Origin of the sequence: Hahella sp. CR1 (assembly GCF_029813005.1) — a bacterium.
Taxonomy (GTDB): Bacteria; Pseudomonadota; Gammaproteobacteria; order Pseudomonadales; family Oleiphilaceae; genus Hahella.
The window spans coordinates 86,681-104,689 of record NZ_JAPELK010000008.1 but is presented as its reverse complement, the minus strand read 5'-3'; the positions used below and the strand labels follow the sequence as shown (position 1 = coordinate 104,689).

Genomic DNA, 18,009 nt, shown 5'->3' with positions numbered 1-18,009 from the left:
AGGCGGCATGCGATGTCACAAAGATTGTACGGTGCGTTGAAGTGGGCGTGATAGAAAACTATGACTACCCTGTTTCTTCATAGGCTCTGTTTTGAGGCGTAGTCAAAATGAAATCTTATCCCTTACTTCGTGCATTGGCTTTATTCGCACTCTCTATTTTGGCGTTAGCTCCGATCATTGCCCTGCTCTCCTACGCCTTTGTGGAGTTGGGCCTGCTTTCCTGCGCGATGGTTAGCGCGGTATTGAGCGCGCATTATTACTGCAAAGTCAGTGGAAAGCCTCTCGCCAAGGCGGAACTCGGCGCCTTCGCAACGCTTGGCGCTGGTTATTGCCTGTTATTGGAAGCCTGCGCTTATTTTGTCTTTCAGGCGTCAGAGCAAACATTGAACTCCGAACGGCTGATCGCCTACGGGCTAGTCGCCTATCTGATATATCTGGTCACTATTATTTTCTGCGCCCGCATATTCAAGCACCCAAATCAGCAGAACAAACCAGCCAGACTTCTTCCCCGCACTCTCATTGATCGCTGGATAGAGCGACTCAGCAAGCCACTCGATACACTGAGCAATGACGAACTCATACGGAAGGTTGCGGGATCTCCTTCGGGAGGGATAAAAGGTTTTATACTTGGCTCTGCGTTTATGTGGTTGCTGATCAATCTATTTTTCCCGGTAAGTAATCACGTCAGCGCAATCATCAGCATGCTTTTATTGAGCTTACTGGCGCTTCTATTGATATCCGCATTGAGCAAAAGAAACTTGTTATTGGAAGAAATGAGAAAGAGGCTGAATAGCGAGTCTGACAGCCCATCGTCCAAACCATCATCGACACAATACACGCCATGAAAACCCGCATACTTTATATCGAAAATCACCCCGTCTTCGCCGCCACGGCGCAGGATGTTTTTTTGTCGGATTGTGAGATTACCGTGACGCCTGACAAGACATCCGCCATGACCGCGTTGGAGTCAAACAGCTTTGATTTGGCGTTGATTGATTTCGATCTGGATGACTGCAAAGGCGATGAAGTGACGCGGGAGATTCGTGTGCGCTTTCCCCAGTTAAAAATCATCGCGGTTTCATCCCATGCGCAGGGTAACGCAAAAATTCAGGAAGCAGGCGCTGCGGCTATTTGCGGGAAAATGGAGTTCAGTAAAATCAGAGAAACGATAGAGAGGGTTTTAGAACGCCCAATATGAGCGGCGAAGGGAAGCGCCACACTCGGTCACGCCTCCCTTCGCCCTATTGCCCATCAGGCTCTGCGCTTAAGCAGACCGAAGGCGACAATCACCACTAGCAGCAGCGCAATGCCATAGTGATTCCACAGGTTACGCTTGCGGTCGCTCAGAGAGTACTTGGCGGAAAACTCCGTCAGATCAGACTCGTCGATATCCGCGACGGAGAACAAGTTCAGGTTCACCGCCATCATCTTGCAGTCCCACGTCCAGATATCCGCGCCGAACAGGCCGAAACGCTTACAGGCGTAACCTAGCGAGTAGCCTTCTTCATATTGCGGAGCGCCTTCGATTTCAAAAATCTCGTCGCCCGTGTTGAAGAACATGGGGATGCCTTTTGCGTAGGAAAGAGATGGAGCCAGCATCAAGGTCGCCAGCATGACCAGAGTCAATTTCAACTTTTTCATTTTAATTTCTTTGTACGTTAGCCAATGTCGTAAGTATATTTTTTATGCAAGAAAAATGAGGGGTTACAAATATCCGTCTTGTCGGGTTACCTCCTTGTATTTTGGATGAAGAGTGACCGGCTTAGCGCCAGCGACGACGCTCATAAAAGTTCGGCTTGAGCGTCTAGATATCAAAAAATGCAGCGAACGCGTGTATAACGTCCGAAAAATCCGGGGCATCTTAGCACAGGAGGATTAATTCCCCCTATAAACGACTGGAAAGTTTTTACGCAATTTAACGACGTGGTTTTTCGGCGGATTGAGAGGCGCCGACTCTCATTACTGAACAGCTGAGAGCAGAACGGCAAGTATGGAAAAAAGGGCAATCAATGGTTACGCAGACGTTTAATTACCGGTTAGCTTGATGTCGAAAACGCCATAACCAATCAGCGCCAGCCCCGAAAGCATGATAACGACGTCTCTTGCGCTATCTTTCCCACCGGCGACGAACTTATCGCCCATGATGCTCTTCACCGTAAACAGGTCGGACGCCCCCCACATGAAAAGGATTCCACCCAGAACAATCATGGAGAAAGCAAACAGTCTTCGAAGAATAACGCCCATTTTCATACTCCCTTTTTCATCGACGCACGCAGGCCCTGGTGTGTCGGCAGGCTATCGGCGGGGCGTGGCCGGCCCCTATTTCAACGTCCTGATTTTCCGATATAACGTTCTTTCGCTAACGCCCAGCGCTTTGGCCAGGGACGCATTATCGCCCTGATGTCGCTCAAGCGACTGTTGCAAGTAGCAAAGCTCAGCTTCTTCCAAGGTCAGAAGCTTCTCTTCCGCAGCCGCGATAAGCGGGCGGTTATCCGTCATCGCCTCGTCATCAAGCTGCAGGTGAGAGGCTTCGATTTCCGCGCCGTCACAGAGCAGAATCGCCCTTTCAATCCGGTTGCGCAACTCCCGGATGTTACCGGGAAAGGATTGTCGTCGCAGCCAATGCTCCGCATTTTCTGCGAAGTTAAGAATACGTTGTTTGCTGAGACTGTCGAGAAGATGCCGAGCCAGATGAAGCACATCGTCGCCGCGTTCGCGCAGCGCCGGCAAGCGCACAGGAAAAGGACTGATGCGATAGTACAGATCCTGACGAAAACGCCCTTCCCGCACCAGTTCCTGTAACGGCTGATGCGTGGCGCAGACCAGGCGAAAGTCCGCTTGTTTCGGCGTCACCCCACCGACCGGACGATAGGCGCCGGATTCCAGCAGACGCAGCAGCTTAACCTGCATGCTCAGAGGAATATCGCCCACTTCATCCAGAAACAGCGTACCGCCCGCTGCAGCTTCCACCAGCCCCATCTTGCGGTGCGTCGCGCCGGTGAAAGCGCCCTTCTCATGGCCGAACAACTCACTTTCAAACAGACTGTCGGTCAACCCGGAGCACTCCACGGTGACGAAGGGTTTACTTGCGCGAGGGCTGCGTTCATGCAGGTATTCCGCCGCCAGTTCCTTGCCGGTTCCCGACTCCCCCAACAGCAGCACGCTGATATCGGCAGGCGCAGCGCGACTGAGCAACTCCAGCATGTGCGTGTACGCGTTACTGAATCCGATCATGCGCCGTTCGCTACGCTCCCTGCGGCCAGGATGCGCCGGCTGCATGATCTCGACATAGAAGCGAATTTCGCCTTCTTCATCGCGAATCGGACTGAGCTCCACATCCACATGCTCGCGCCCCTTCGGCGTGTTGTGAATATGCAGCATGCGCTGCCGTCGGCCGCTCTCCTGGCACTGACGCAAGGGGCAGGTCTCCCCCGCCTGATCGCAAGGCACGGAATAGCCGTGGGACACTTCATAACAATGGCGATTGAGCAACGCGCCGTCCTGTTGAAAGGTGCGGCGATAGGCGTCGTTGGCGGCGCGGATACGGTATTCGCGATCCAGCAACACGGCGGGCGCAGGAATCGCTTCCAGCATAGAGCTGATAGCGGGGAGTGTGGGATAAGAGGACTCTGTCATAACAGACCGCCATTTATGTCATAACTCATGACAAATATGGCGCGACATCACCATAAAGTAAAGCGGCGCAACCCCTGTTTTTGCTTCTATCTCCGCGGAATACAAGACATTCCCGCCTCTGGCCCGCCGCTTGCTCAATCCTCATCGCAGACCACAAAAACCTTTACCCCAAATTCGACGACTAACCATGGCCAGAGTGAAACAATGGATTTACGGCGACCGACTCAGCTACCTGCTGTTCGAGCCCATCTCACGGCGCAGCGCTCTGATCGACGCCCTTCCCGTCCTTTCGGACAGCTACCGGAGCTTTCTGACCAGCAAGGGACTCAGTAATCAATATCTGCTGTATACCGCAGCGGAAACATCCGACGTTTCTGATATTGCAGGACTACGCATTGCGCCGACGTCAGGGGAGCGATTGCCTCAGAGTCTGCCTTTGGGGGAAACCATTTTATGGACCTTGCCTGACGCAGCCGGTGAGTGTTGCGGATTTCGTTGCGAGGGATTCGCCTTCACCGGCCAGTGGTTTTCTCCCGGAGCCCTGCTTTACTTAACAACAGTAAAGGAACCTTCTCCTGCGTTGTTGCAGTCCCTGCTGGAGTTGGCGGACGACACCATAATCTACCCCGGTCGCATCGTCAGCGGACAACGCATCACCAGCCTTGGTCAGGAAAAGGCGATTGCGGCGCGGGAGACGTCAGGGAGATCCCGCAATGCCTGAGCGCAAGTCCATCTTTTCCATTCCTCTGGTGCGCGAGCTCAGTCTGTTTCTGCTGCTCAAACTGATTCTGATATTCGCCATCAAGGCGGCCTACTTCTCTGATCCTGTGGATTTATCCCATCCAGAGGAAAGCATTTCCAAGCAGTTCGGCGTTATTCCTACTCAATCGGAGGATCACTATGATCAGTGAAAACGTGGTGGACCTGTCGCGGCTCCAGTTCGCGATCACCGCCTTCTACCATTTTCTGTTCGTGCCTTTAACCCTGGGACTGGCGTTTCTTCTCGCCATCATGGAGTCGGCTTATGTGATGACCGGCAAGCAGGTCTATCAGGACATGGTCAAGTTCTGGGGCAAGCTGTTCGGCATCAACTTCGCGCTCGGCGTCACCACCGGCCTGACGATGGAGTTTCAGTTCGGCACCAACTGGGCCTATTACTCTCATTATGTCGGCGATATCTTTGGCGCGCCGCTAGCCATTGAGGGGCTGATGGCGTTCTTCCTGGAGTCCACTTTCATCGGCCTGTTCTTCTTCGGCTGGGACCGCCTCAGTAAAGTCCAGCATCTGGCGGTCACCTGGCTGGTGGCGATCGGCTCCAACCTGTCCGCGCTATGGATTCTCATCGCCAACGGCTGGATGCAGAACCCGGTCGGCGCCGAATTCAATTATCAAACCATGCGCATGGAAATGGTCAGTTTCAGCGAACTGATTTTCAACCCCGTAGCGCAGGTGAAATTCGTTCACACTGTGTCCGCCGGTTATGTCACGGGCGCCATGTTCGTGCTGGGGATTTCTTCCTACTATCTGTTGAAAAAGCGCGACCTTCCCTTCGCACGGCGCTCCTTCGCCATCGCCGCCAGTTTTGGCTTCGCATCCATACTCTCCGTCATCGTGCTTGGCGACGAGTCAGGCTACGAGTTGGGCGATGTGCAACGCACCAAGCTCGCGGCCATTGAAGCGGAGTGGGAAACGGTGGAACCGCCGGCGGCTTTTACGCTTTTCGGCATTCCCGACAGCGAAAACATGAAAACGGATTACGCGCTCAAAGTACCCGGCGCCCTGGGCCTGATCGCGACCCGTTCCATTGACGAAGAAGTCACTGGCATCAAGGATCTGATCGTCGAGCATGAAGAACGCATTCGCCGCGGCATGCAGGCCTATGCGCTGCTGCAAAAACTCAAAGGCGGCGACCAGTCTGCGCAAACGCTGTCAGCCTTCGACGCCCTGAAAAAAGACCTGGGCTACGGGCTGCTGCTAAAGAAATACACGGACAATGTGGTGGATGCGAGTGAAGCGCAGATCAAGCAGGCGGCGCACGGCACCATTCCCTCCGTGGGCCCCATGTTCTGGACATTCCGCATCATGGTCGGCCTGGGGTTCGCCATGCTTATTCTGATCGGACTGGCGTTCTATCACAGCTCCCGTCATAGCGTGGAGCGTCAACGCTGGCTGCTGAAGGCGCTGCTGTTCGCCATTCCCCTGCCATGGATCTCATCCGAGATGGGCTGGTTCGTCGCCGAGTTCGGGCGTCAGCCCTGGTCCATCGGTGAGGTGCTGCCGACCTACTTGTCCGCCTCCACGCGTTCAGCAACGGATTTGTACATGAGTCTGGCCGGTTTTATCGGGTTCTACACCCTGCTGCTGGTGGCGGAAATGTACCTGATGTTTCGCTATGCGCGCCTGGGTCCCTCCAGTCTGCACACCGGGCGTTACGACCTCGAACAATCGGCCGCCTCCGCAGCCGCCAACGCCTAAGCCCCTACAGATATCAGGAGTCAAAGTATGTTTGATTATGAAACGCTGAAAATGATCTGGTGGGTGCTGGTCGGCGTGTTGCTGATTGGCTTCGCGGTCACCGATGGCTTTGATATGGGCGTGGGCGCGCTGTTACGCATCATCGGCAAAAACGACAACGAGCGGCGGGTGCTGCTGAATACCGTCGGCCCGCACTGGGATGGCAACCAAGTCTGGTTCATCACCGCTGGCGGCGCCATTTTCGCGGCCTGGCCGGTAGTTTACGCGGTCGCCTTTTCCGGTCTGTATTGGGCGTTGCTGCTGGTGTTGTTCGCCATGTTCTTCCGCCCGGTGGGCTTCGAGTACCGCTCCAAAATGGAAGATCCGCGCTGGCGCAACGCCTGGGACTGGGGACTGACCGCCGGCGGCGCCGTGCCTGCGCTGGTGTTCGGCGTCGCCTTTGGCAACCTGTTTCTGGGCACGCCATTCAAACTGGACGAGTTGATGCGCTCCGAATACACCGGCTCGTTCTGGGCGTTGCTGAATCCGTTCGCGCTTCTGTGCGGGGTCGTCAGTCTGAGTATGCTGGCCATGCACGGCGCCGCGTATCTGCAAATGCGCACTGACGGGGAGTTGCGTCAACGCGCCAGCGGTTACACACGTCTGCTGGCTTTGGTGGTGGCGGCCTGCTTCACCCTGGCGGGAGTCTGGTTGTACTTCGGCATTGAAGGTTATGTCATCACCGCCAGCGCTGATGTCGGCGCCGCCATGACGCCTCTGCAGAAATCCGTCGAACTGAAAGAGGGCGCCTGGCTGGCCAATTACGGCAAATATCCAATCACTCTGGCGGCGCCGATTCTGGCTTACGCAGGCTTGCTCCTGACGCTGGTCATGACCGCCGCCCAGCGCAGCGGGCTGGCTTTTGTCGGCAGTTCCCTGGCGCTGACCGGCATTATCTGCACCGCCGGCTTCAGTCTGTTTCCCTTTGTGATGCCCTCCAACCTCATGCCGGGACACAGCCTCACGCTGTGGGACGTCACATCCAGTGAGAAAACCCTGAACATCATGTTCTGGGTGGCGATGATTTTCGTGCCGATCGTGCTGTCCTACACCCTCTGGGGTTACTACAAGATGTGGGGACGACTGACCACGGATTTTATCGAGAACAACAAACACGGCGTTTATTGAACCCGCAATGGCGAACTGAAACAGCTTTTACGATTAGAGGAGAACCGGATATGTGGTATTTCACCTGGATTCTGGGCGTGTTGTTGGCGTGTTCATTCGGACTGGTCAACGCCCTGTGGCTGGAAGTCACCGAGAACTTAGACCGCGAACCCGACGTCAAGGATTAACCCATGAGCCATCCCGTTGACTATGTGGCTTACGGGCCGCTTTACGCCGGCTGGGCGCGGGGCCTGTCATTGCTGAGCGCCCTGGCGCTGGCCGCCATGGCGTTCGCCGCGCCGCAGCTCATCGCCGCCAGCTCCGCGGAACTCAAACACGGCCTGCTGACGCTCTGCCTGTGGGGCGTCAGCGCCGGCTTCGTCCACGGCGTCGGCTACGTACCGCGCCTGACGATCTGGCGCTGGACGCTAGGCCCCTACGTAGGCTGGCCAGTGATGGCGTTATGCGTGTACTTGTGGGTGATGTGAGCGTTTGGGCGTTCTTGCAAGAGAGAAGCAGAAAAAGCCTGCGCAGGCGGGCTTGAATCAGGATGGAGAATCGCGATTCATTTATCCAACATTGAACGCTGAAGCCATTAGTTGTCGATCAGCTCGGCTGATACCGATGTTTTTGGCCACCGATTCCCACTGACTAACACTGTGCAGCACTTCATCCTTTATCGCATTCGCTTCACTGACGCCTAGTTGAAAAAACTCGATTACATCCATCGCTAAGTCGTAGTCCAGGCTATTGTCATTATCAGTAATATTCAAATGCAGCCCATTAGAGGGTGTAACAGGGTTAATATCGTAAGCCGGAGATAAAACCCATCCCCCCTTTTGATAGATAAACCCATGGTTACGCAAGTGATCATCCGTATTGGAAATCGCAATGTTAAAAATGATACGACGCCATAGTTGCGCCAAATCATCTCTGGTGTTGGAGCCTCTCTCCGTAAGAAACTGCGCCAATTCGATGTAGCTGGCGTCGTAGTCGCCATCATAGTAACCAAGCTGCGTTAATGCTGAGGTGAAATGCAGACGACTCGTAGCAGTGCGATCAAAACGCTGGGTTAAAAACGTGTGGTGATGGCTATTGAATCTCTCAATTCTGCACGGAGCCATCACTATCCCCGCCTCCAACGCCAATTGATAAGCCGTAAACTCCCACGCAGCGATGTCATGGTCGTCATGGCGACTCGGAAATTTGGCGATCCACAAGTGATTCGCCTCATCCACCACGCTTGCCTTGGGGCGAGCGCCCCCTAGAGATGAGCCTGGCGACATCAACATGTAGAGCCATCTTAGATACTCGGGATCATCACTGTTGCTGTCTTCTACTTGCTGGGCGGCGTACTCCAGCTCCCTTAACGATGATATGGGCGGGGCCGCCAGTCGCTCGTCGTTATCAAGAAAGGCGCCCTCTATTGACTGTTTAAATCTCAAGGCGCCTTGGCGATAAAGATCATGGACGCCGAGGAGATAGTCCATCTCATGAAGCACCTTGGGGCGCCTTTCCTGCTGACGCGCTAAGATCGCTTCGCGACGGTTCATCAGCAAGCGTCCCCAACGATCAGGACAAGAGTCCAGAAATGCGCGAAAGTTATTTGAGTTTGAGCTATGTTGCTCGCCGGAGAACAAATGGAGGTCAGGGTCTATTTGCTGTGCGCTGGGAAGCTTCAGCCACCCCTCATCATAATGAAAGCTGAAATGCTCTCTATTCTTGGTGACAGTAGAGCGAAGTCTCCCAACCAAAACCGGTTCATCGAATTCCTCCCAGTCAGCAAATACAAAGACTTCAGTGTTCATTTTTGCTTACTCAGAAGCTTAATATCCTGTAGCTTGCGTCCCAATTCATCGTCACTAGCCACTTTCGCCAAGTCCTCTACTAATCCTAGTACGCCTAATACCGCCACATAATGTCCCATAGACACTTTGGCGTCTCCTTGCTCGATTCTGCGAATGGTTAACCGACTGAGCCCAGTCCGCTCAGAAATCAGGGTTTGAGTATAGTTTCTACGCTTTCTGGCCAACTTTATGTTCTCACCTAACTGCGAGAGAACCTTTTGGTTCTTGGGAAAAACAACAGCGCTTCTTTTTTCACCAGACATATAGTGATCACTATAGTTATCAAAAGACGGTAATTTGATAATTATAGGTACCAAAAAAGGATATAGCAAAGAAACTTGCTGATCACTAAAGCTACCAAATTGTCAGAAAAAGATAACCACAAGTCTCAGAATATTGACTTGGAATCGCACCAGCCATTAGCGTCAATAACAGGTTCAAAAGGAAAAGCCGTTAAGCTACAAAGCGGGATGGTACTGAGTCCGCCCCCCGGTAAAAGGGGCGGACGGGTGGGTTTAGTTTAGAAGCGGCACACCAGGGTCCAGCTGCCGTCGCTGCCTGGGGTGGATTGGGTCCACCAGCCTGCGCGGTAGACGACCTTGTTGTGGGACATCAGGTCGCCTGTGCCGGCGTGATTGGGGTTGCCCTGCCAGTCGCTCTGGGTCCAGTTGGGATAGACGTTCACTTTGCTGGGATCGACGTTAGCGTCGGCGCAGGAGCCGCCGTCGTTACCGCCATCATCGCCACCGTCGTCTCCGCCATCGCCATTATCGCCGCCGTCCAAAGAGCCGGCGGGCAGTTCCGGATGCTCTTGTTTCAGGGCGAAGGTGGCGCCGCCGATTTTCACTCTCCAGCTGGAAGGCGTCGACATTGGCAGATGGTAGTTGAGCGTGATGTCCATGCTCTCACCGTCCGCCAGGGCCTGATAGTTTTTCAGGGTGAACGCCACCTTGTGGTGATCGTTCTCCAGACCGCCGATGTTGTTGCCGGAGCTGTTAGCGCCGCTGGCGATAACTTTCAGGCCTACGCCGCTCTGATCGCTGATGGTGTCGGGAATCGCCGTGGGCACATTGAACTCAAAGGTGGCTCCACCTGGGATGGTCTGCCCTGAGTTGTTGGTGATCTTCAGTTTGGGGTTGATCGGATAGTTCTGATCGCCCAATTTGAAGCCGCTGATGCTGTACTTGATGTCCAGACTGGTCGCTGGCACATCGGAGCCGACCTGATCACCGTATGGCGTTGCGTTTTTGAACGCGTCATAGAACTGCGTAGTCAGGGTGTCTCCCATGAAGTACTCGCCCTTGTCCGCATTCCAGTCATAGTCGCCGGCCAGTTCCCAGAACATGACGCCGCCAATGCCGTTATCCGCGACATACTTGGCTTTTACGCCAATGGACTCTTCATCTTCGATGGACAGGAACACGCGTTTTTCCGCATTCCACAACCAGGGCGCCACCGCAGTCGAGTCATAGTGGCGACTGTAAGAGCCGGTCAGCACATCGGTAGGATCGTTGGCTGGATCAAGACCGTAGTCCGCGATGTAGCTGCCCGCTACGCCTTCCGCCAGATTCTTGGCGTGCCACAACGGGTTGGAGCCGGCGCCCATCTCATTGCCCTGTTTATCCAGGTCATGCCAGATGTTGTCGATGCCGACGGCGCCGTTGCCGCAGTCATTCTTATCGCCGGAACCGGTGCCGGGAGGACAGTTGTTCTGATCCGGCGCGGAAGCCGTGCCCCACAGACCGTTGTCGCCGCCGTTCACGCCCTGCCAGCCGCGGGTGTAATAAGGCACGCCGATATTGATGCGCCCCGCCTGCATGGTTCCACGGAAATACTTGTAGGCCCAGTCGGTATTCAGATAACCAATGCGCTGATACTGAGAGGTGTTGTAGTAATTCCAGGCTTTCAACTCCACGTCTTCGCCGGTGTCATACAAGGCCGCGTTGGGACCAACGAACTGGTTCCAGGCGCCGTGCAGGTCGTAAGACATGATGTTGACGTAGTCCAGATACGGCGTGATCTGCATCACCTCCATGCCCCGCAGCAGATAGCCTGAAGATGGCGAAGCGATGGTCAGCATGTAGTGCTTGCCGTCTTCCGCCGACGCGGCGTCCAGCTTCTCACGCAGGGTTTTCATCAGTTCCACGTAAGAGGCCATCAAACCGGCTCGACGAGCATTGGCGATGGAGAAATCATCCGGGTTGCCGGCGTCATTCATGCTGGTGGGGTATTCGTAATCGATATCCACCCCATCAAAGCCGTATGAGCGCAGGAACGCCACCACTGAATCGGCGAAGGTGTTGATGCCCTGCTGGTTGATGCTGTTATCCGCGTTGGTGGTCATGGTGTAGAAGCCGCCGCTGTCGACGCGCTTGCCGTCATCGTCGAAATAGCCGCCGGTTTCCGCCCAACCGCCAACGGAGATCAGGGTCTTCACGTTGGGATACTGCTTCTTGAACTTGTTCAGCAGGTTGAAATGGCCCTTATAGGAATAGCTTGGGTCCATTTCCGCGCCTTCCACGCCATCCCAAGTGAGACCGGTGGCGGCGTTTTCCGGATTATTCACATTGCCCACGGAGATCTTGTTGTTTCCGTCTACATGAGCAAAGGCGTAGTTAATGTGGGTCAGCTTCTCCCAGGGAATATCGCTGGCCAGATAGGACGGCGCGCCATTCTTGCCAGTGCGCCAAGAAGTGAAGTAGCCGATGATGCGACGGGGATGATCCGCGCCCATTTTTTCGCGGCCGTTTTCATCGTAGATGCTGCAGTAGGGCACATCGACGCCTGGCGTCTGATAGAGACCTTCCGGACGACAGTCTTCGCCGCCGGGATCGGTTCCGCCATTCACTTTGATGGCGACCGCTGGAGCCATGCCGCTCAGACCTTTATCGTCAATCGCCTTGGCGGCGATGCGATGGCCGCCAGCCTTGGCTTTCCAGTCCATTTCATAGGGCGCAGCGTCGTCTTCGCCGATCAGGGCGTTGTCCACATAGAACTCCACCTTGCTGACAGAGCCGTCCGCATCCGCGGCGTCAACGCTGATATTAACGTTGTCGTCCACATTGAATTCTTCGCCCGCTTTGGGAGACGTCACGCTGGCCGTAGGCGCCTGATTATCCGGCGGCGTATCGTCATCGGAAACTTTAATGCTGGCCTTGCCGGACGTGGCGTCCGCATCGTCGTCATCCACTGCGGTAGCGCTGACAGTGTGGTCGCCCAGCTCCGCCTTCCACTCTACGGAATAAGGCGCGCTGTCGTCTTCGCCGACCACTTTGTCATCCACCATAAAGGTTACTTTGGCGATAGAACCGTCCTCATCGGACGCGTCAGCGGATAGCACGACATTGTCGCCAACGGCGTATTCAGAGCCGGACTTAGGCGCAGTCAACGTCACGCTGGGCGGTTTGTTATCGACAGGACCGCCGTCGTCACATTGCCCCAGGGGCTTCCATTCCTGCCAGTCGCCGGAATGAGTTTCAGGATCAGCGCCCTGCGACCAATAGGCCGCCTCATAGGCGCTGTTTTTGTGCTTCACTTTCGCGCCGCCGGTGTAAACGGCGCCGCTGTCCCAGTCGGAAAGTCCCGCGCAATCATAGGCGAACGCCGATTGGCTGAGGGCTCCCGCAGCAATCAAGGTGGCGGTCAGCAATTTCATTTTCATAATTTATAGTCCTTTTGCGGTCGCGGGCTTCATTGTCCCGCTGTTTGTTGTTTTTCATCAGTCACGACGGTGACGTTGAAAAAGTTCTCCACGCAGCTGCGATAGTCGCCTTGCGCCAGCGCGAAGTAGGGGGTCTGATAGCCGACCAGCTTGCAGGCGAAAGATTTGCCTTCGGGCATGTCCGGGTAATAACCCCAATCCTGATCCCAGTACACCTGCAATGCGCCGGAGCCTTGGGTGTCGAAGCTTTTCTGATCCTTGCATCCCAACTCTTCGTTGGCGCCAATGGCGACATTGAGCGCCTGAGCGTGGTTGCGGTAATAGTCGATGCGATTGACTGACTGTGGCTTCTCATAACCGTGACCGCATTCGATGCCGCCATTGATGATATTGGTGGTGGCGCCAAAACCAGGTTTGATGCCCAGTTGCGCATCGTGAGCGTTAGGCGTCCAGGTCCCATCCACTACGTGCAGCATGCTGGGTTTCGGAGACGCCGGATACACGAAGAAAAACACGGCGGAAGCCAAGTTCAGCCAGGTGTCGGCGACTTTTTCAGGATCGTTCAACAACACCCTCACATCGCCGTACATGGCCTGGGAAAAGGGGCCGTAGTTGTAGTTGTAACTGAGCTGCTTGGCGCCACGGCCGAAATATTTCAGGTAGTCGCCGCTGGCGTCCTTCCCGCAAGGCCAGGTTTTGCCCTGCCAGGTGTCCGGACTGCATTCGGCGTTGTAGCCGCATCCCGAGTTATTCGCGTCGCACCCGGCTTCTCTGACGAACACCAAGCCCTGACGCCACTGTGGAATGGAGGAGTTGCCATCATGACCGCCAGTTTCCTGCGTGAAGTGAGCGAACATGGTCGCCAGGGATTTACGGCAGATGGCGTCGCTGTCGCGGCCGTCGTCATAGGTGGAACAGAACCCTTTGAACTTGCCGACGGCTCTCAAAAAGCGGGTGTAGGTGTAGGACTCATGACGCTGCGGAAAGGTCTGCTCGAACTGAGCGGAAGACATGATGTTCTCCACCCGTTTGACGTTCGCCGGGTTAGAGGCGGCGCCGGGAACGATGGCTTCGACTTGAGCGTTATCCAGGGTTTTGACGGAGTCTTTGACTTTATTGAAGAGAGGCGTATCGGTAAGACTGGCTTCCGCTGCGTCCAGCGCAGAGGCTTTCATGCTGTAGCCGCCGCCCGGTAGAGGTTGCGGCAGATCGCTGGCGCTGTCGCCGCCATCTCCCGGATTATCGCCGCCATCGCCGGGGCTGTCGCCACCGCTGCAGGAGGCGTCGCAAGGTCCTACTTGCTTCCAGGGGCCCCACTCTCCCGAGGCGGTGGGATCATCTCCCTGCGTCCAGTAGCGGGCCTGAAAAATCGTATTGGCGGTGTGCGCTTGATCGCCGCCCTGATAAACGGCGTTGCTTTTCCACTCCGGCACAGCAGCCATGACAACTGCGCTGGATAGACAGAAAACAGAGGCTAATATCCCCATTCCGAATCTAAATTGAGTACGCATAGTTATTTCCTTGAGGCAAAACGTCCCGGCGTTTACGGGACTCCTTATTGGATTTTTGTAATAAGCGGCCCAGGCCGGTTTACTGGGCTGCGCCTTGCACGCCTCGTTAGGGCTATATTGGACCGCCTATACCGTACCACTTATATCAATGGACCTACCTACCACATGAGATTACTTATTATTGGTATCTCAATGGTATATATTAGTACACGAATTGGTATCATCCAGAAAGGTATTTTTTCTATGCAATTTGGCGGATGAAGTGAGTGGCCGCCGAGGCCGAAAGGCAATACGCAACAGTTTGTTTTATTTGATTTTAACTTAGGATAAGCGTTATTTATTTGAGGCGAGTTAGCAGGAAAAACAAAGCGACAGGCATAAGAGGCACAGCCTCTTATGCTTTTTTATTCTGAGTAATTACACCTGAAACGCGGTGGAAAGGGTTTTGAGTTCGTCCGCCAGGCGACTTTGTTCGCCAGCGGCGGCGGAGATTTGGTCCCCGGCTTCCGCAGCAACCTGAGATTTTTCGCCAATCGACTGCATCTTTGAGGCGATATCGCCGCTGGCCTGCGCCTGCTGCTCCACCGCCGCCGCAATCTGCAACGCGCGCTGGTTGATGTCGTGGATCGCCGCCAGCACGTCGGTCAACACTTCGCGCACCTCGCCTGCGCCCACTACGCTCTTGTTGACGGAATCCTTGCTCGCCTCCACTTTCAACACCGCCCGGCCGCTTTCGTCCTGGAAGGACTTGATCATGTCTTCAATTTCCGTGGTTGAACTCTGGGTGCGTTGCGCCAGCGAGCGTACTTCGTCCGCCACCACGGCGAATCCCCGCCCTTGTTCGCCTGCGCGCGCCGCTTCAATGGCGGCGTTGAGCGCCAACAGGTTGGTTTGTTCCGCAATGCTTTTGATGACGTCCACCACCTGGAAAATGCGCTCGCTGCTATCGCGCAGACTGCGAATGGAGGCCGACGCTTCGCCGACCTGCGCCGCAACAGTATCAATGGTTGTCGCCGCATCCGAGATCAGTTGATTGGCTTTGTTCACCAGCGAGTCTGCGGAACCGGCGGCGCTGGAGGCGCTGGACGTGTTCTCCGCAACCTCTTTGATGGAGGCGCTCATTTCCTCGATGGCGGAGGCGACCATGAGCGTATCCTGCTTCTGCGTCCCCAGGCTGTCCGCTGTGGTGGCCACCGTCACGGCGCTTTCTTCCGCCACGGACGCCAATTGTCCGCTGCAGGCGGAAATCCGGTGTACCGCGTCGCGGAAGTTATCCAGCATATCGTTCAGCAGGCTTGCGATTTCCCCCAGTTCATCTCCCGCCAGGACTTTCGCCCGACTGCGCAGGTCTTTACGAATGGACACCGCGCGCATGGTCTCCATCAGGCTGCTCACCTGCTTGTGCACGCCATGGGTCAGAAATGTCGCCATACCCCCGACGATGACCAGAGAAATCAGAGCCAGTGCACAATGCCACCATAACAAACTCAGATCATCACTCTTAACCTGCTCAGCCAGCGCCAGCACATCACTCGTCAATTTGTCCTCGATGTTTTTCAGCAGGTTAATGCGTCCAGTAGACTGCTTGAACCAGTCCGCCGCATCCTGCTGCAACTCGCCGCTCAAGGCGAAGCTGCGGTATTTTTCCACCTTTTCCACCGCATCGCCCTGCAAGGTGCGCTTGCGATATTCAACCTGCTCAGGCTGGGCGAACTGGTCGAAGGTATCCAGGTAAACATTCTGTTCGCTGACCAACCGGATAAATTTTTCATAATTTCCGGGCGCAAACTTCCCGGCGGCGAAAGTATTGCTGAGCACCGCCCGCTCGATTCCCGCCCGCTCCTTGCCCTGCAGAAAGTTGTAATAAGCCATCAGCGCCGAACTAATTTGAGGCGTCACCGCGTCATCGGCGACGGTCGCTGCGGAGGAAAGCAGCAGTGCGTTAAGCTTGGTGTAATAGCCGATGGCTTCGGCGGCGGGAATATTCAGGCTGTCGACCCGTTGTCGGATCTGCGGCATTTGCGCTATCAGGTCATCGACGGTTTTCATCAGCTCCAACAGTTGCGGTCTGACGATCATGTCGCGGTGTTTGGTCAGAAAGGCGGATAGTTCAGAGCGTCGTTGATCAGTCAGGGTGCGCTGTTCCTTGAGGGTGTCGCCGAAGGCCTTGCCTCCCGACCCCAGATACCCGGCGCTGGCGCCGCGTTCTTTTTGCAGTTCGTGGGTCAGATAGCTGCTTTTCCCCGCCAGCGCCACCATGTAGGTGAGGTCATCCGCTTGTTGGTACTCGCGCAGAGACTCGGAAATAATCACATAAGCCAGTATCAAGAGACAGGCGGCGGCAGGCGCCACCAGTAAAACAAGCTTCTGAAAGAAATTGAGCTTCATAAGCCACTCCGTCTGCTGGGGGGATATCCATCAAGAGCAATAGTCTGACGCACGGACGCTTAAAACATCCGCAACGTCTTTAACAATAGACTATCCGCTCAATTTGCCCCAGAGACGAAACGCGCAGAATATTCTGCGCAGCGAGATTACGCGGTCTGGATCAGCGGGAAAACGCTTCTTCCGGAACAAACGATCGCGGCGTGGGCAGATTACGGTTGTTCAACGCAGGCGCCCAGGAAAGCTCCGGCGATAGCGAACCCAGAGAGGAATCTCCGCGCTGACGCCGCAACCAGCGTTCCTGCCGTTGCAGCATTTCCCGATATTGCGCCGGGGGCATGCCGGTCCAGCGCTGGAATGCGCGACTCAGGGCGCTTTGCTCGGAGAAGCCGACTTGCACGGCGATCGCGGCGAGGTCGAGTTTAGTGGTTTGCATCAGCGCCAGGGTCTGCATGAACTTGCGACGGTCCAACAACATGCGGAAACTGGCGTGCTCGCTTTTCAGTTGTTTGCCCAGTTCAATAGGCTCCATGCCCAATTGGGACGCCACCATTTCCATACTGGGAAACAATTCCCCCGGTAGATTCGCCAGCACCCGGTTGACCTGAGCGGAGACGTTGCGGGAGCCCGGTCCAAGCATTTTCAGCAGACGCTCTTTCAGCGCTTCGAAGACCAGCGTGTCGCCCACGCAGAGGGTCTCGCGATTAACGCCTTCCAGCGAAAAGCGCACCGAGTCTACCGGACTGTGAAAGCTCACCCGGCAACCCAGCTCTTTTTCATACTGCACTGGATCGCCGACCGGCGCATGCTTGAAAGTGACCAGCGTAGCTCGCGCCTTGATGCCGGAGATGCGGCTGCCCAGCGCTTTCCAGCAACTGATGAACGCTTCCACCAGATGGTCCAGCATGAGTTTGCGCGGCCAGTTGTCTTTGAAAACGCAGGTGACGGCGTCTTCTTCCACCACCAGTTGTAATTCTCCGATGGAGCTGACCGCCCGTTGCGCCTTGCGCAGCACGGACAGCGCCTCCTCCACGGAAGGCGCAGAGCTGACGATATAGCCCAGAATGGAATAGGTCGAGGCGTCGATTTCCGCCCCGAACCTCAACCCCATGTAGGGATCGCGGGTTTCCGACAGCGCCCGTGCGGTCAGCTCGTTGAGCATGCGCGCGGGAACCCAGCAACGTTCGTCCAACAACTCCCTTAACCCCTTCACCGCACCCACCAGCGCCTGCTCATCAAGCCGGCTCTCGCGTAGATATGCGAGATATGAAAATACGAAGCTACAGTGAATAGATGGCTCAACACCCTGTTTTACGAACGACATAGACACTTCCTTACAACAACTAAA

17 protein-coding genes are annotated in these 18,009 nt (G+C 55.4%); 8 read left to right on the top strand and 9 right to left on the bottom strand.

The annotated features are described in order from the left end of the window. Positions 1-107: 107 nt before the first annotated feature. Both ONV78_RS19445 and ONV78_RS19440 read left to right on the top strand, forming a co-directional pair. Complete coding sequence (locus tag ONV78_RS19445; protein ID WP_279505662.1) at positions 108-845, top strand: hypothetical protein; 738 nt, start codon at positions 108-110, stop codon at positions 843-845. Continuing rightward, positions 842-1,198 carry a response regulator gene (locus tag ONV78_RS19440; RefSeq protein WP_279505660.1) on the top strand — a complete coding sequence of 119 codons (357 nt, stop codon included), beginning with the start codon at positions 842-844 and terminating at the stop codon, positions 1,196-1,198. The genes ONV78_RS19445 and ONV78_RS19440 overlap by 4 nt, the downstream gene beginning before the upstream one ends. A 53-nt stretch (positions 1,199-1,251) precedes the next feature. On the opposite strand, the gene ONV78_RS19435 is transcribed toward ONV78_RS19440, so the two are convergent. The 3 genes from ONV78_RS19435 to ONV78_RS19425 all read right to left on the bottom strand — a co-directional run bounded on the left by ONV78_RS19435 (position 1,252) and on the right by ONV78_RS19425 (position 3,636). After that, on the bottom strand, positions 1,252-1,641 hold the full coding sequence (locus tag ONV78_RS19435) for a hypothetical protein (protein ID WP_127973331.1): 390 nt from the start codon (positions 1,639-1,641) through the stop codon (positions 1,252-1,254). 384 nt (positions 1,642-2,025) lie between these two features. Next, positions 2,026-2,244: a hypothetical protein gene (locus ONV78_RS19430; protein WP_216737882.1), complete on the bottom strand. Its 219-nt coding sequence runs from the start codon at positions 2,242-2,244 to the stop codon at positions 2,026-2,028. Positions 2,245-2,319: 75 nt separating this feature from the next. Next, positions 2,320-3,636 carry a sigma-54-dependent Fis family transcriptional regulator gene (locus ONV78_RS19425; protein WP_279505659.1) on the bottom strand — a complete coding sequence of 439 codons (1,317 nt, stop codon included), beginning with the start codon at positions 3,634-3,636 and terminating at the stop codon, positions 2,320-2,322. 187 nt (positions 3,637-3,823) lie between these two features. Between ONV78_RS19425 and ONV78_RS19420 the strand changes: the two genes are divergently transcribed. Genes ONV78_RS19420 through ONV78_RS19395 form a run of 6 tightly spaced genes read left to right on the top strand, consistent with a single transcriptional unit; the run spans position 3,824 to position 7,745 of the window. Continuing rightward, positions 3,824-4,357: a hypothetical protein gene (locus ONV78_RS19420; RefSeq protein WP_279505657.1), complete on the top strand. Its 534-nt coding sequence runs from the start codon at positions 3,824-3,826 to the stop codon at positions 4,355-4,357. Next, complete coding sequence (cydP, locus tag ONV78_RS19415) at positions 4,350-4,547, top strand: cytochrome oxidase putative small subunit CydP (RefSeq protein WP_127973335.1); 198 nt, start codon at positions 4,350-4,352, stop codon at positions 4,545-4,547. Before ONV78_RS19420 ends, cydP begins: the two co-directional genes overlap by 8 nt. Beyond that, positions 4,537-6,111 (top strand): cytochrome ubiquinol oxidase subunit I, encoded by a 1,575-nt coding sequence (locus ONV78_RS19410; protein ID WP_279505655.1) that lies wholly within the window; start codon positions 4,537-4,539, stop codon positions 6,109-6,111. The genes cydP and ONV78_RS19410 overlap by 11 nt, the downstream gene beginning before the upstream one ends. Positions 6,112-6,138: 27 nt before the next feature. Further along, positions 6,139-7,278: a cytochrome d ubiquinol oxidase subunit II gene (cydB, locus tag ONV78_RS19405; protein WP_279505653.1), complete on the top strand. Its 1,140-nt coding sequence runs from the start codon at positions 6,139-6,141 to the stop codon at positions 7,276-7,278. 50 nt (positions 7,279-7,328) lie between these two features. Further along, entirely contained in the window at positions 7,329-7,445 is a 117-nt protein-coding gene (gene cydX, locus ONV78_RS19400) for a cytochrome bd-I oxidase subunit CydX (RefSeq protein WP_279505652.1), read from the top strand. 3 nt (positions 7,446-7,448) lie between these two features. Then, on the top strand, positions 7,449-7,745 hold the full coding sequence (locus ONV78_RS19395) for a cyd operon YbgE family protein (protein ID WP_279505650.1): 297 nt from the start codon (positions 7,449-7,451) through the stop codon (positions 7,743-7,745). 81 nt (positions 7,746-7,826) lie between these two features. Here the strand turns inward: ONV78_RS19395 and ONV78_RS19390 are convergent, their stop codons facing one another. The 6 genes from ONV78_RS19390 to ONV78_RS19365 form a co-directional block, all read right to left on the bottom strand. Further along, the gene (locus ONV78_RS19390) at positions 7,827-9,065 is read right to left on the bottom strand and encodes a HipA domain-containing protein (RefSeq protein ID WP_279505649.1); all 1,239 of its coding nucleotides are present in this window, start codon (positions 9,063-9,065) and stop codon (positions 7,827-7,829) included. After that, positions 9,062-9,367, bottom strand: a complete 306-nt coding sequence (locus ONV78_RS19385; protein WP_279505647.1) for a helix-turn-helix transcriptional regulator — start codon at positions 9,365-9,367, stop codon at positions 9,062-9,064. Before ONV78_RS19385 ends, ONV78_RS19390 begins: the two co-directional genes overlap by 4 nt. Positions 9,368-9,624: 257 nt before the next feature. After that, complete coding sequence (locus ONV78_RS19380; RefSeq protein ID WP_279505645.1) at positions 9,625-12,765, bottom strand: glycosyl hydrolase family 18 protein; 3,141 nt, start codon at positions 12,763-12,765, stop codon at positions 9,625-9,627. A 29-nt stretch (positions 12,766-12,794) separates the two neighbouring features. Next, complete coding sequence (locus ONV78_RS19375; protein ID WP_279505644.1) at positions 12,795-14,276, bottom strand: glycoside hydrolase family 19 protein; 1,482 nt, start codon at positions 14,274-14,276, stop codon at positions 12,795-12,797. A gap of 417 nt (positions 14,277-14,693) precedes the next feature. After that, complete coding sequence (locus ONV78_RS19370) at positions 14,694-16,664, bottom strand: methyl-accepting chemotaxis protein (protein WP_279505643.1); 1,971 nt, start codon at positions 16,662-16,664, stop codon at positions 14,694-14,696. A 160-nt stretch (positions 16,665-16,824) separates the two neighbouring features. Then, positions 16,825-17,985 (bottom strand): AraC family transcriptional regulator, encoded by a 1,161-nt coding sequence (locus ONV78_RS19365; RefSeq protein WP_279505642.1) that lies wholly within the window; start codon positions 17,983-17,985, stop codon positions 16,825-16,827. Positions 17,986-18,009: the final 24 nt, after the last annotated feature.

What these genes read in the sequence shown, in the direction of transcription:
- ONV78_RS19390 (WP_279505649.1), bottom strand. Translation starts at nt 9,065, where the DNA reads ATGAACACTGAAGTCTTTGTATTTGCTGACTGGGAGGAATTCGATGAA.
- ONV78_RS19365 (WP_279505642.1), bottom strand. Translation starts at nt 17,985, where the DNA reads ATGTCGTTCGTAAAACAGGGTGTTGAGCCATCTATTCACTGTAGCTTC.
- ONV78_RS19420 (WP_279505657.1), top strand. Translation starts at nt 3,824, where the DNA reads ATGGCCAGAGTGAAACAATGGATTTACGGCGACCGACTCAGCTACCTG.
- ONV78_RS19425 (WP_279505659.1), bottom strand. Translation starts at nt 3,636, where the DNA reads ATGACAGAGTCCTCTTATCCCACACTCCCCGCTATCAGCTCTATGCTG.
- ONV78_RS19445 (WP_279505662.1), top strand. Translation starts at nt 108, where the DNA reads ATGAAATCTTATCCCTTACTTCGTGCATTGGCTTTATTCGCACTCTCT.
- ONV78_RS19370 (WP_279505643.1), bottom strand. Translation starts at nt 16,664, where the DNA reads ATGAAGCTCAATTTCTTTCAGAAGCTTGTTTTACTGGTGGCGCCTGCC.
- ONV78_RS19375 (WP_279505644.1), bottom strand. Translation starts at nt 14,276, where the DNA reads ATGCGTACTCAATTTAGATTCGGAATGGGGATATTAGCCTCTGTTTTC.
- ONV78_RS19385 (WP_279505647.1), bottom strand. Translation starts at nt 9,367, where the DNA reads ATGTCTGGTGAAAAAAGAAGCGCTGTTGTTTTTCCCAAGAACCAAAAG.
- ONV78_RS19430 (WP_216737882.1), bottom strand. Translation starts at nt 2,244, where the DNA reads ATGGGCGTTATTCTTCGAAGACTGTTTGCTTTCTCCATGATTGTTCTG.
- cydX (WP_279505652.1), top strand. Translation starts at nt 7,329, where the DNA reads ATGTGGTATTTCACCTGGATTCTGGGCGTGTTGTTGGCGTGTTCATTC.
- ONV78_RS19380 (WP_279505645.1), bottom strand. Translation starts at nt 12,765, where the DNA reads ATGAAAATGAAATTGCTGACCGCCACCTTGATTGCTGCGGGAGCCCTC.
- ONV78_RS19440 (WP_279505660.1), top strand. Translation starts at nt 842, where the DNA reads ATGAAAACCCGCATACTTTATATCGAAAATCACCCCGTCTTCGCCGCC.
- ONV78_RS19395 (WP_279505650.1), top strand. Translation starts at nt 7,449, where the DNA reads ATGAGCCATCCCGTTGACTATGTGGCTTACGGGCCGCTTTACGCCGGC.
- ONV78_RS19435 (WP_127973331.1), bottom strand. Translation starts at nt 1,641, where the DNA reads ATGAAAAAGTTGAAATTGACTCTGGTCATGCTGGCGACCTTGATGCTG.
- cydB (WP_279505653.1), top strand. Translation starts at nt 6,139, where the DNA reads ATGTTTGATTATGAAACGCTGAAAATGATCTGGTGGGTGCTGGTCGGC.
- cydP (WP_127973335.1), top strand. Translation starts at nt 4,350, where the DNA reads ATGCCTGAGCGCAAGTCCATCTTTTCCATTCCTCTGGTGCGCGAGCTC.
- ONV78_RS19410 (WP_279505655.1), top strand. Translation starts at nt 4,537, where the DNA reads ATGATCAGTGAAAACGTGGTGGACCTGTCGCGGCTCCAGTTCGCGATC.